Annotated in this window: 17 protein-coding genes; 7 read left to right on the plus strand and 10 right to left on the minus strand. The window is 37.3% G+C overall.

What is annotated here, in order from left to right:
* Positions 1-5 precede the first annotated feature (5 nt).
* Positions 6-1,205, minus strand: a complete 1,200-nt coding sequence (locus tag QZ276_RS11220) for a cytochrome c3 family protein (protein ID WP_292488023.1) — start codon at positions 1,203-1,205, stop codon at positions 6-8.
* A 163-nt stretch (positions 1,206-1,368) separates the two neighbouring features.
* Here QZ276_RS11220 and QZ276_RS11225 point away from each other — a divergent pair, with 163 nt between their 5' ends.
* Complete coding sequence (locus tag QZ276_RS11225; protein WP_292488025.1) at positions 1,369-2,055, plus strand: DUF169 domain-containing protein; 687 nt, start codon at positions 1,369-1,371, stop codon at positions 2,053-2,055.
* Between the two features lie 45 nt (positions 2,056-2,100).
* On the opposite strand, the gene QZ276_RS11230 is transcribed toward QZ276_RS11225, so the two are convergent.
* The 6 genes from QZ276_RS11230 to QZ276_RS11255 form a co-directional block, all read right to left on the minus strand.
* Positions 2,101-2,385 carry a GYD domain-containing protein gene (locus QZ276_RS11230; protein ID WP_292488026.1) on the minus strand — a complete coding sequence of 95 codons (285 nt, stop codon included), beginning with the start codon at positions 2,383-2,385 and terminating at the stop codon, positions 2,101-2,103.
* Positions 2,386-2,802: 417 nt separating this feature from the next.
* Positions 2,803-3,456, minus strand: a complete 654-nt coding sequence (locus QZ276_RS11235; RefSeq protein ID WP_292488028.1) for an N-glycosylase/DNA lyase — start codon at positions 3,454-3,456, stop codon at positions 2,803-2,805.
* A gap of 21 nt (positions 3,457-3,477) precedes the next feature.
* Positions 3,478-4,299, minus strand: coding sequence for a metal ABC transporter permease (locus QZ276_RS11240; RefSeq protein WP_292488030.1), 822 nt, complete (start codon positions 4,297-4,299; stop codon positions 3,478-3,480).
* A 12-nt stretch (positions 4,300-4,311) separates the two neighbouring features.
* Complete coding sequence (locus tag QZ276_RS11245; RefSeq protein WP_292488032.1) at positions 4,312-5,073, minus strand: metal ABC transporter ATP-binding protein; 762 nt, start codon at positions 5,071-5,073, stop codon at positions 4,312-4,314.
* Positions 5,074-5,090: 17 nt separating this feature from the next.
* Positions 5,091-5,948: a metal ABC transporter solute-binding protein, Zn/Mn family gene (locus QZ276_RS11250; protein WP_292488034.1), complete on the minus strand. Its 858-nt coding sequence runs from the start codon at positions 5,946-5,948 to the stop codon at positions 5,091-5,093.
* Positions 5,949-6,015: 67 nt separating this feature from the next.
* Positions 6,016-6,441 (minus strand): metal-dependent transcriptional regulator, encoded by a 426-nt coding sequence (locus QZ276_RS11255; RefSeq protein WP_292488036.1) that lies wholly within the window; start codon positions 6,439-6,441, stop codon positions 6,016-6,018.
* A gap of 167 nt (positions 6,442-6,608) precedes the next feature.
* Between QZ276_RS11255 and QZ276_RS11260 the strand changes: the two genes are divergently transcribed.
* The 6 genes from QZ276_RS11260 (at position 6,609) to QZ276_RS11285 (ending at position 9,748) form a co-directional block, all read left to right on the plus strand.
* Positions 6,609-6,902: an Hsp20/alpha crystallin family protein gene (locus QZ276_RS11260; protein ID WP_292488038.1), complete on the plus strand. Its 294-nt coding sequence runs from the start codon at positions 6,609-6,611 to the stop codon at positions 6,900-6,902.
* 64 nt (positions 6,903-6,966) lie between these two features.
* Positions 6,967-7,269 (plus strand): Hsp20/alpha crystallin family protein, encoded by a 303-nt coding sequence (locus QZ276_RS11265; RefSeq protein ID WP_292488040.1) that lies wholly within the window; start codon positions 6,967-6,969, stop codon positions 7,267-7,269.
* A gap of 17 nt (positions 7,270-7,286) precedes the next feature.
* A complete protein-coding gene (locus tag QZ276_RS11270; protein ID WP_292488042.1) occupies positions 7,287-7,583 on the plus strand; it encodes an Hsp20/alpha crystallin family protein in 297 nt (98 codons plus the stop codon).
* A 15-nt stretch (positions 7,584-7,598) separates the two neighbouring features.
* On the plus strand, positions 7,599-7,898 hold the full coding sequence (locus QZ276_RS11275) for an Hsp20/alpha crystallin family protein (RefSeq protein WP_292488043.1): 300 nt from the start codon (positions 7,599-7,601) through the stop codon (positions 7,896-7,898).
* Positions 7,899-7,922: 24 nt separating this feature from the next.
* Positions 7,923-8,126, plus strand: coding sequence for a ferredoxin family protein (locus QZ276_RS11280; protein ID WP_292488059.1), 204 nt, complete (start codon positions 7,923-7,925; stop codon positions 8,124-8,126).
* 131 nt (positions 8,127-8,257) lie between these two features.
* The gene (locus QZ276_RS11285; RefSeq protein WP_292488062.1) at positions 8,258-9,748 is read left to right on the plus strand and encodes an IS1182 family transposase; all 1,491 of its coding nucleotides are present in this window, start codon (positions 8,258-8,260) and stop codon (positions 9,746-9,748) included.
* A 142-nt stretch (positions 9,749-9,890) separates the two neighbouring features.
* Here QZ276_RS11285 and QZ276_RS11290 read toward each other — a convergent pair whose 3' ends face one another.
* The 3 genes from QZ276_RS11290 to iscB form a co-directional block, all read right to left on the minus strand.
* Complete coding sequence (locus tag QZ276_RS11290; protein WP_292488064.1) at positions 9,891-10,253, minus strand: transposase; 363 nt, start codon at positions 10,251-10,253, stop codon at positions 9,891-9,893.
* Between the two features lie 190 nt (positions 10,254-10,443).
* Positions 10,444-11,190, minus strand: coding sequence for an MBL fold metallo-hydrolase (locus QZ276_RS11295; protein ID WP_342765726.1), 747 nt, complete (start codon positions 11,188-11,190; stop codon positions 10,444-10,446).
* A gap of 255 nt (positions 11,191-11,445) precedes the next feature.
* Positions 11,446-12,762, minus strand: coding sequence for an RNA-guided endonuclease IscB (iscB, locus tag QZ276_RS11300; RefSeq protein WP_292488065.1), 1,317 nt, complete (start codon positions 12,760-12,762; stop codon positions 11,446-11,448).
* Positions 12,763-12,806: the final 44 nt, after the last annotated feature.

The following is a 12,806-nucleotide window of genomic DNA, read 5'->3' on the forward strand; positions in this document are numbered from 1 at the left end:
GCTGTTTACTTAGAGTATTTTCTTCTTACAAGGTAAAACACTAAAAGCAAACCAGCAATTGAATAAATCGCCTCGAAACCTGGCTCTTCTTCTGGTGGTTGAGCATTTATAACTTCATCAAACCTTTCTTCTGAATTATTCAGATAACTAAGAGCCATTTCCATGTTATGGACACCAAGACTTCCATCTTCCTCAACCGCAGTCATGTAATACAGCGCATTATTAAATACAGCCTGTTGTTCCTGGTATATTTGTGTTCCATTCAATTCTTCCAGTGCTTCTTCAGCATTATCCCGTTTTGTTTCAAGGTCTTGCAGTCTGCTGGATATCCTTGACTGCTGGTTTTCTATAGCACCTGAAAGTTCAGCCCCGTGACATCTGGAACAATTATTTGTGGACTCTGAATCCACAACCAATGAAACATTCATATCGAATCTATGTCCGGTCACTGCCGATTCATTTGTAGTTTCATTGAATGGTTTGGCACCCATATGACAGTCCACACACCCTATTTCTACAGGGTGCCCACCGTTTACATAACTGGAATTGTTGTACATATCCCACTGAGTGTATCTGGCTATTGTTGTCTCCCCATCTGGTTCTGCACCACGGGAATTATGGCAATTAGAACATAGTTTTACTTCATCTTCTATATGAAATCCGGTTGAATGCGGCTCATGACAGGCTACGCATGTAAGTCTCCATTCTTCCACATCTGAAGAATTTGGCAGTTTTTCCTCATTAAAATCATGAACATCTGTACCTTCAAGGTTCACAACTGCTCCTTCAGTACTTTTACAAGCCACACAATCATCAGAATCTTGGACAAATGGTTCGGTAACATCTGACGGTTCAGAATGGCTTGTCATGTTTTCTGTATCAAAATCATCCTTAGAATACTCGTCCCACTCATCAAATATTGGTTTATGTGGTTCATTATGGCATTTTCCACATAACTCAGCCGAATAATTCATACCAGGGTCTATTTCAGTGGGATTATCAATATGTGCTTCATAACCTTCTTCCGGTGGGCTATGACAGACATCACAGGCTACATCTGATTCATTTAAAACGGAATGATTTGACATGTTCCATGTTTCATAAACATCTGGATGACACTGGCTACAGTCCTTTGGATTCAATGCCATGGATGTTGTTGTCATCAATATTAATATAGTCACCACAATAAAAAGATATTTTTTCATACATCCTCCCCCTCTGTATTGTGCTTTATGGATAAGTTTATCAAAACTGATATAAAAATTTACTCTGATTGATTAACGGTTATATTATATTAAAGATGAGAAAAAATATATAACATGAAGTTGTGTATAATGAACACAAAACCATAAACGGAGATTGTTAAATATGGATATTGATAACATAAGAAAAATTGGTACTGAACTTAAAGAGACATACAAACTCAAAACATCACCTGTTGCAGTAAAACTTGTTTCCAGCACACAGGAAATTCCAGAAGGTATTGAAAGAATACAGGAACCTACCAGGCACTGCCAGATGATAGATAATGTCAGGCAAACAGGCACAAGTTTTTATACACTTGTAGAAGACCAGAAATGCAAAGGCGGTGCTTCGGTCATGGGCCTTCGGGAGATGGATGAAAAACTTGCAAAAGGAGAAGTCTATTATAAACTCGGTGCTTTTGAAACTTCCAATGCAGCACGACGTACAATGCAAAAAGTGCCTAGAGTTCCTGCTAATTCTGTAAAAGCTGTAATCTACGAACCCCTTGAAAAAGCGGAATTCATACCTGATGTTGTAGTTTTAATCGGGACTCCAAAACAAATGATGCAAATATCCCAATCCCTTTTGTACAAACAGGGAGGCAGGATCAATGCAGATTTTGCAGGTAAACAGAGCCTCTGTGCAGATGGTGTAGCAGAGCCATATATGAGTGGTCAGGCATGTGTTACTGTTGGATGTGGAGGAAGTAGAAAACATACACAAATAAATGAAGATGAAATGGCAATGGGTATCCCACTGGAACAATTTGAAGATTTAGCCGATTCTGCAGAAAAAATGTTTGGAAAATAAACGTTAAGTGGTTTTATAAACCACCAAATTTTTGCTTATTGCTATTTATTCAAAGGCACTGGTAAACTCGTGCATGGGTATTGCGGTATAGGTTTTGGTCTTTATACTACCCCTTGATGCGAGTTCAACAGCAGCTTTTGATACTGAGCTTTCGTCTTCTGCTTCTACAATATTCAAAAAATCAAAATCCCCCAGTACAAAGAACTGTTCAAGCACTTTTACACCCATTTGTTCAAGTTCATCATTTACTTCTTTTACCCTTTTAGGGTTATTTTTTAAAGTTTTTGCACCTTCATCTGTTAATTGAGATATCATCACATATTTAGGCATAACAAACCTCCTAAATCCCCAGAATAAATAATCTGTATTTTAACATAAATAACTTATTCTGTGTCCCGTTAATTTTACACCGTTAATATTTTGTTCATTTTCACCCAAAATATATTAAGAAACATAGAAAGGGCACAATATAACACCATTAACCACAGCCACGAAAAAGTTAAATAACGAATAGAACATATGTTATATAACTGCGGGACATCTATACCCCCACTCACCAACCCTCTCTACGTCGTTCTCAGGGATTGAGCTATTTTTTGTCCCGCAGCCTTGAATGTGTATATTGAGTATACACGTATTTAAAATTACTGATAATATATTATTATAGAACAAATGAATTAACAACATCCAGATGTAGTAATATTTCCTGATTTCTAATATTATAATATTTTTTTAATGATCACCTGATTATTTCAACACTTCACCTGTTTGTGTATACCAAAGATAAAGGTCAAGTTCTGCGGGTGTTAAATCCGCCTCTTCTGCAATTGAATTAAACACCTGTTCAATGTTGTAATACTTTTTCCTTGTAAGCGTTTTTGGAACTTCTATCAGACCACTATTGCTCAAAATACGCAGTATATGCTTATCAAGAATAGCCAGATGTTTGTAACCAACATTTCTAAGAAAGTGGCTGGATTCCTTGTATCCGATTCCCTTGATATTTTTGACAATCCATTCACGTGCAGTAAATTCATTTTCCATAGAAGTGATTCTATCCCTGATATCTGCTGCATTATTTCTGGCAAGTATTATGAATTCAGCTCTTTTTTCATAAAAACGGTGACCCATTTGCTTCAATACTGTGGATAGTTCTTTTTGATCATAAGTCAGGAAACCATCATTTTTTTTCATATAATTCTGGATATCAATTCCCAGCCTTGCACTTGAATTGGCTGTTAGAAGACAGAAACAGAGTTCATTGAACCACTCTTTATTGCCTTTTTTATAAAGGGATTCAAATTCAAGGATTCGTTTGTCCACTGTTTCTGATATATCGTCTGCTTTCAAATCTTCAACAATTCTTATTAGGTCTTTTCTGGATTCAATATTCAATTTCAAATTTACACCTGTAGTTATACTTTAACTCAAAAGATTGCTTATTTTTCCTTTCACAAGAGAATATGCAAAATAAAACACGGACATAACCAGAATAATGGTCGCACCGGATGGTATATCATATAAATAAGATATTCCAAGTCCTCCTGTACTAAATATAGCTCCAAATAATACTGACAAAATCATCATCCTCTTAAAATCGGAAGTCATCTGACGGCTCAATGCTGCAGGTATTGTTAAAAGTGCTATTATAAGAATGATACCCACAACTCTTACCAGAACCATCACTGTAAGTGCTATCATACACAAAAGCAGATAATAAAGCTTCTCTGCCGGGACTCCCATCACAGTTGTCATTTCCTCATCAAAACTAATTGCCAGGAACTCCTTATAGAATATATAGACAACTGAAACAATGACCACATCCAGTATCAACATCAATATTACATCAAAAACAGGTACTGTAAGTATGTTACCAAAAAGATAGGTCATGAGGTTGGGCGCATAACCGGGTGTCAGATTCAAAAAAACAATACCTATTGCCATCCCACTTGCCCAGAGTATGCCGATTGCTGAATCCTCTGGCAAACTGGAACGTTTTGTAATCCATCCTATACCAAGTGCAGATGCAATTCCAAAAGGTAAAATTCCAAGAACAGGATTAAATCCGAGATAATATCCCATACCTATACCCCCAAAAGATGCATGAGCTATCCCTCCCCCTATAAACACTATACGTTTTACAACAACATAAGCTCCGATGATTCCACAGGCTATACTGGCAAGTATTGCCGCAAACAGAGCATTTCTCATGAATTCATACTGGAGGAGTATATCTACCACCATTTTAAATCTCCATCAATGATCTTTGAGCACCCTGTGTGGAACACCGTGAGCTATCATTTCTACTGGACAGTGATAGGCAGCTTCCAGGTCTTCATGGGATATTTCTTTCGAGCCGTGATAGAACAATTTACGATTAAGACATGCTACCTTATCTACATGTAATGATACAGCAGTTAAATCGTGGGTCACCATGATTATTGCCATATCTTTTTTCAGTTTTGATAATAATTCATATAACTCACTCTGCATATGTGTATCAAGACCTGCACTTGGTTCATCAAGCAGCAATACTTCTGGTTCCGCTCCCAGTGCCCTTGCTATAAACACCCGCTGTCTCTGTCCACCTGATAGTTTACCTATCTGATGGTTGGCATAATCTTCCATATTTACTGTTTTCAATGCTTTATTAGCCTTGAACTTGTCTTCACTGCTATAACGTTTCAAAATACCTGCATGTCCCATGCGACCCATGAGAACAACATCCCATACACTTATAGGGAAATCATAATCAAAAGAACTATGTTGCGGAACATAACCCACATATTTACGATTTTTTGCAGGACTTTCACCAAACAGTTTCACCTTTCCATTACTCGGTTTTATTAACCCAAGTATTACTTTTAATAAAGTAGTCTTACCTCCTCCGTTTGGTCCAATTATAGCCAGTAGGTCTCTGGGTTGTTCTACTGTCAGGTTAATATCTTCAAGCACAGGTATATTACCATAGTGCACCCAGACATTGCTGAGTTCAACTGCATTATCATATGTTACCATTTAATCCCTCTTCATGGTTACTGATTAAAATTTTCTGCAAGCACTTCAGAAACATTTCTAAGATTGGATACATAATCCTTTGAAAGCGGGTCTAACGTTACAACTTTTCCGTTGACTTCATTTGCAATTGATTCAGCACTGGATGTACTAAACTGCTCCTGTACATATATTACAGAAATGTTTTTCTCCTTTGCTATATCTATAAATTGCTGTAATTCCTTTGCACTTGGTTCCTTGCCTTCTGATTCAACAGGTATCATATCTAAACCATATTCTTGTGCAAAATAACCCCATGTAGGATGATAAACAATAAAACTTTGATTTTCGTATTCTGATAATGTATTATTTATGTAGGAATCCAGTTCATCCAGTTCCTGCATGTATCTATCTTTATTCTGTGAATAATAATCCTTATTTTCAGGGTCGACCTGGATAAGACCTTTATAGATATTCTCAACCATTATTTTGGCATTTTCAGGAGATGTCCAAACATGGGGGTCATTGTTTCTAATAGTTATACCATTTGATGAATTTACAATCAACATTTCATCATTAACTGACCTGATTTTATCCATCCAGGAATTTTCAAATGGTAGTCCTGAACCCAGTTTTGCATACATCAAAGCGTTACTTAAATCTCTTAGTTGTCCCGAAGTTGGTTCATGTGTTGCCGGATTTGCTCCAGGAGGTATCATTACTATTGTATTAACTTTCTCTCCACCTATCTGCTCCACAAATTCAGCCTGTGGAAGTATGCTGACTGCAACCGTTATATTTCCATCATCTTTTTGTGTTTGAGCCTGTTCTGAACAGCCAGTTACAAGCAATACAGCGATTACCAATAAAACAGACAGCAGTTTATAATAGTGATTCATATCAATTCCTTTTAATTATTGGTATTTATGAAACTTAGTTGGCATCTACGAAAATTTGATGACGACTTTAATCAACGAGTTCACAGCTGTCATGTTTAATCTCCCCGCAGTTGCTTAATTGAGGATGACCCATTGACTTACAAATTCTATCTACTGCATATTTTGAAACATATCCTTCAAATCGTGATACTTCCCCACATGCATCATTTGTGGACAAACCGTAATGGCTGAGTAAAAGACTAAGGATTCTGTGTCTCCTCAACAGGAATTCTGCATATTCTCGACCGTATTCAGTAAGACAAACCCCCCTATAAGGTATATGATTTACGTAACCACTTTTTGTAAGTTCATTGATTACTTTGGTGGTTGTAGATGGGTCCACGCTTAATTGTGAAGATATATCTGTTGTTCTTACTGTTTCATTCTTTTCAAGCAAAAATTTAAGATACTGTATTTTCCGAGGTGTTAGCTCAAGCCCTGTGAATTCTCCCATAATTAACAAATGATCAAATAAAGCATTTATATTTTGTGTATAAGAACAAAAATAATCACTATTTTTGGTGTTACTCCAAAAATTATGGTAATTATTAATGATTTTTTATAATAAATACCAAAAGCAATAAATAACTAAATTGACTACTTAACGTTTAGGGGAATTATATGGTTACAACACAAATTCCCTGGACATTTGCGTGTGCAGATGAAAAGGGAGAGAATTTAAACGTTGAAATCGACTTGCCTGGCATAAAGAAGGAAAATATTGAATTTAAGATGCATGATAACAGTTATACTGTAAGAGCTGTAAATGACGATATTAAATATGCAGGAACCTTTCCCACTTGCTGCCCGGTAACACCGGAAAAAGCAGTCGCCAAATACACAAACGAGAAACTTATTATTACTGTCCCATTCCAGGAACCTCATATGAAATCAATAGATTTAGAGATAGAGTAATAAGGATTACTAAGCCACTTAAGTAGATAAACCAGATTATTGTCAAAAGGGGGAGTATAAAATAATGGCTGAAGCCCAATTAATACAGACACCATGCGTGTTTGCATGTCCTGATGAGTCAGGTGAATATTTGAACATCGAAATCGACCTTCCGGGTGTGAAAAAGGAAAATTTAGACTTTAAAATGAGTGAAAGTACTTTTTCCATCAAAGCTACAAATGATGATGTGAAGTATTCAGGTACATTTTCAACATGCTGTCCAGTGGCTCCGGATAAAGCTAATGCCAAATTCACCAAAGAAATGCTTGTTGTTACGGTACCATTTCAGAAACCCCATAGTAGAGCAGTTGATGTCAACATAGAATAATTTCTGACGGAGATAAAATGGCAGGTACGATACAAACGCCATGTATGTATGAACGTATAGACATCAGCGGCAAAGAGTTAATAATTGAAGTAAATTTGCTGGGTGTAAAAGCAGAAAATATTGATTTTAAACTTGCTGAGGATTCATTCGCTGTAAGAGCCACCAATGAGAACATAAAGTATTCGGGCAGTTCGTTTACATGTTGCCCAGTTATACCTGATAAAGCAGAAGCCAAATATCTCAATGGCACACTTACTGTAAGAGTTCCACTTCAAAAACCATTCCCAAAACCAGTGAATATAAAAATTGATTGATGGAGGTAATAAAATATGGCAGAAACTAATATACAAACACCATGTGTTTATGCATGTGCAGATGAAACAGGAGAAAACCTAAACATTGAAATCGACCTTCCGGGTGTGAAAAAAGATAATATTGAATTCAAGATAACAGAAGATAGTTTTGCCGTCAGAGCAAACAACACCGAAATTAAATATGTCGGCAGTTTTGCTGTATGCTGTCCGGTTATGCCGGATAAAGCTGTTGCAAAATATTCCAATGATAAACTCATTGTCACAGTACCGTTTAAAGAAGTACATGAAACTCCTGTAGAAGTTAAAGTACAGTAATAAATCAAATAAAGAGGGAGAAAAATGTATCCAGTAATAGATTACAGTGTATGTGAAGGGGACCTTGCTTGTTATGAAGTATGTCCTGTAGACCTGTTTGACGTTGGCAACAACGAAGAAAAAGAAATGGAGGTTGCTGTTGTTGCACGACCCGAAGATTGTATTGAATGTGAACAATGTGTAGAAGTATGCCCGGTGGATGCTGTAAGACTGGTTGAAGATGAATGATAATGTTATATACAAAATACTGACTGCTCTTCCACGACTGAACAGACTGTCCGACAATTCTGGACTACTGTCAATCTATTTTTATCTATAAGGCAAATAAATATAAATGATAGATTAATTAATTTATTAACATGGCTTTCATCCAATCATCTAAAGACCAGACATGGCTGCTGCCACCTGATATAAGAGACATGATAAGTTCAGACCATATCTGTTACCTAGTAGATTCCTTCGTAGAAGAACTCGACTTCAGCGAGTTTGAAGATAGATATGCAGGTGCAGGACACCCTGCATATCATCCAAGGATACTCTGCAAAGTGCTGATACAGGCAATGATCGATGGTATCAGATCATCACGTACCATCGCAAGATGTGTACGTGAGAATGTAGTATACATGTACCTCGCTGAGAAACTGACTCCGGATTTCAGAACTATAAGTGATTTCAGGAAGGATAATGGTGATTTGATCAGAGAAATCTTCAAAAACACCGTTAATGCTGCCAGGGAAGTCGGGTCTGTGGGGATGGAACAGATGAGTATCGATGGGTCTGTAGTTAAAGCGTCTGCATCCAATAACAGTACTGTTACAAGAAATGAACTGGATGTTATAGAGGATTACATCGACAAGATGCTGAAAGAAAGCATTGTAACTGATGAACTCGAAGATGAACAATTACAAGACTGCAGGGGCTACGATCAGCTTGATGAAAACGGCAAAAACCGAGTTAAGTCTGTCTGTAAGAAGTATGCTGATAAGCTTAATAATACAAATCAGGATAAAAACTCGAGATATCTAAACAATGTAAAGGTGGCTAAACAAGAATCCGATAAGGATACCACCAAAGGATTTAGTTTAACTGATCCTGAATCAAGGTTTATCAAGAACAAGAAGGGTAGAATCGAACTGGGATACAACACTCAAATCACTGTTGACCATAAGGAAGGAATCATAATCGCAAACGATGTTTGTCAGGATAGAAACGATGCTCATCAGCTTAAACCACAACTTGAACTTGTTGAAAAGTACTGTGGGAGATTAGGTAAAAATACGAAAATATGTGCTGACAGTGGTTACATTCATGAAAAGAATATACAATTCTTGAAACAGAAAGAACTGGATCCCTATATACCGGAACAAATCGATAATAGTTATAAGAAAAATCCTAAACCTGAAAATAATGCTGAACATCCTTACCATGTTTCAAGATTTATTTATGATGAACAAAGGGATGTGTATATTTGCCCTGAAAACGGGATTTTGACATTTTCATATGAATCATATGATGGAGACAGACCAGAAAAACGTCGAGTTTACAGAGGTATACATTGCAGAGATTGTAAATCCAAATATCAATGTACCAACAGAAAGGATGGGATACGTCAGTTAAAAATCACTTATGTATCAGAAGATAGGAAACATCTGAGAGATAAGATGAAAACTGAACAAGCAAAGAGAATATTTGAACAAAGGAAACATACTGTTGAACCTGCTATCGGAAATTACAAGCAGAATTTGAGATTCACAGAATTTATTACAAGAGGGTTAAATTCTGTAAAAACTGAATTTAATCTGGTTTGTGCTGCTGTTAATCTAAAGAAAATATGGATGAATTCTGGATAATACAAATAATTGATTGAAAATCAATTATTTGTATTGTAGAATAACAAAAAATTCTGCAAAATAATATGGTACGTATTATTGTTTAACTAATTATTGTCAGACAGCCTGTGAAGTCGTGGGGTTCTATTGAACCTTGAGAGCCTCAACCTTTAACGAGGTTGAGCATTTGCTGATTCATGGACGGTACTTGAGAGCTGGTTCTATGACCAGTCGTAGAGGTCCCCTCTCCACAGCCGTTGATTCCCGCGAGCCCCCCAGTATGCTTTTTTGAGTTATAATATGATGATTTTTTCAATATGTTTATCGCAGCATTAAGATCTCTGCCAATTCCTAATCCATAATTACTGCAGTAGAATGTTCTCTCTTCCAATTTCAGTTTTTCTTCTCTATTAGTTCTACAACGAGAACAGATTTGAGAGGTGTTGTTGGGATTGACTTTGTCTACGATTTTACCTCTCTTGGCTGCTTTATAGGTCACATGCTGAACCAGTTTATTCCAGCCCACTTCAGAGATTGATTTTGCTAATCTATTATTTTTTTACCTACTGATAGCGATTATACCATAAAATCTAGAGTTGATTAGACATCAGCGGAGTACGATTCATCCTTCTTTAAATCATGGATTTTAAGAGCATGAGTGAACTCATGGGCTTTCTCTACCCCTGCGCCCCGTTCATAGTAAAGGTGTTTTTTTTTCAAATATGAATGCTAACTCCTGACCCAATTTCCATAAATGAGTCTGGATACAACTTTGCTATTTTATTTTTATTAGATGTACAGTGACCTGCAGCAATTAATTTTAAATTTTTGAGTAAATTATATTCCTCGCTTCCGTGAAGCCCACCTATAATTCCTGCTATATCACCATAAACAGATGCATTTTCTATTATATTTGTTAATCCGGGATGTGCACAACCTGTTATCACATACACTCCAGCGCTTGTTTCCAATAAAAGGGATTGTTCCTTGATTTTTTTACCGAGTTTACCGGTCGTATATATAGATGGATGTATCTCGGTGGGCTGTGATATTTCTATTAATTTGGCTCGCGAAGATATTTCGTCTTTAAGATATTTGGAAAATGATGCAGGAACATAGACCTCAAGGTCTGTATTGGCATTAAGGATGGATGTAAGCCCACCCATATGATCCCAGTGGTGATGAGACAGCACAACTTTTCCAATTTCTAATGGTGATACACCCAACATCTTTAAATTGTGGAGGAGCACGTAGCCATCCCAACCCGTATCAAATAGAATTTTGGATTGACCTGTATCTATCAGGCAGGAAAAACCCCACCCACTAAGGAATCCATTAATTGCATTATTATCATATACTACTGTTAATTTCATCCAATTGGTCGCAGGAGACTCCCTGCGTAAGCTGGGAGTCTCCTGCGACCTATCTTTTAAATCTGTACCATCTGAGTTAGAGTTGTGCATCTTGCTGATATCCTCCTGCAGTTTTTCTTAACGTTAGGGTTTTTCTTGAATGTATTTCCGAATATATCCATGATGCTGAAATTTCCTGATGTTCTCTTACCTTTAACGAAACCTGAGCTGACTGGTGTTTTGATGAAATCGAATTTTCTCAATCCGTGGAGTTTTCCTGTTGGTATATTCTTCTCGGATCTTACACCTTTAGTTTGTTAATAATCTCCACTGCTCACAAAAAATGTCGCAAGGAAGCCCACTGCTTCAGCAGAGGGAGGAATTGCGACCATCGGTTTTTATATCCGGATTTAAGTTAAGTCTGTCTAGTTGATAGGTATATCCATCGAATCTCTGTACTAGTTCGAGATATTTATGGTTTATACCCTGTGCAATCCTTTTAGCACCGTTTTTGATGTCGAAACTACCGCTACTCCTGCATGCGACTGCACCTTTCCAGATACCTTTGTATTTTCCTTTTGGAACGACTGCTTTTATGATGTCTCCTGATTGGAAACTGAATATGTATTTGATTCTTGGTGCAGGTTTCCTCGGGAAACCATATTTATCCAGCTTACATCTTTTATAACTGCCTCTTCCTTTAGCATGGATATGTAGGACACTATTAGTTTTAAACTTCAGTTCATCCAGTGTGGATTTGCCTACACAGCACGCATCGAAGTGATGGTCTTTCGGCAAGTTTAATTTTATCCTGTTCATCTTGGTTAGTGCACCTGTACCGCATTCTACAGGTAGTTTTGTATCTTTCAGCACTTCAAAGACCCTCCACCTTGTAGAGTTAACTATCGTTGTATCTTTCAGAGGTTTCTTGGCTTTTTCATGCACTCGAGGGTAACCGTATTCATCAGCTGTCATGTTACCTTTGTTCTGGTTGCAATCATGACAGGCTATGGTCAGATTGCTGACTCTGTTAGAACCACCTCTGCTTCTCGGTACGATGTGTTCCACCTCTAACTGAACATCCTGTCTGCCGCAATATACACAGGTTCTCTGGAATTTCTCAAGCAGATACTCTCTTACTTCGTAACCCTGCAGAGTTCCCTGCTGGTACTCGACACCTTCAATTTCAGGGGTTTCCATCAGCTGTGTGTCGAATTTGATATTTTCGTAAGTTATTGAGCTTATAGGAATCAATTTCATCAATTTTCTAATCCATGATTGTATGTTGTCCACTCTGCTCTGCAGAGATGGGGGCAGCCATCCTTTCGTTTTTTTTCTGTTATCGAATCTGGGTTTTCTGTATCTCAGGTTCTGTGATCTTCTCCTGCGTCTGAAATTCCTTCTATCATCCAGTTTCTTTTTAATATCAGCTCTGTGGTTAATCTGGGCTAACCAGACTACATCTCTGTTGTTCTTCAATATAGTTAATCCAGTGTATCTTGAACCGTAGTCGATTTTGGGTGTGAAATCATATTTTACGTCGTCTGATTTCAGTTCTTTGAGCCTGATTGTAAATGGATATTTCTTATGTATAGTAGCCTTTCCGGCTTTCAGCAGTATTCTTGCTTTAGCCGGATGACACGGTGTTAAAGGTTTCTTGTTCCTGTTGAGTACGAATACCATGGATATTACTCCTTTCTCTGCTTGATGCAGGTTACGCGGCTTAT

It is taken from the genome of Methanohalobium sp., from assembly GCF_018609725.1.
Classification (GTDB): Archaea; Halobacteriota; Methanosarcinia; order Methanosarcinales; family Methanosarcinaceae; genus Methanohalobium.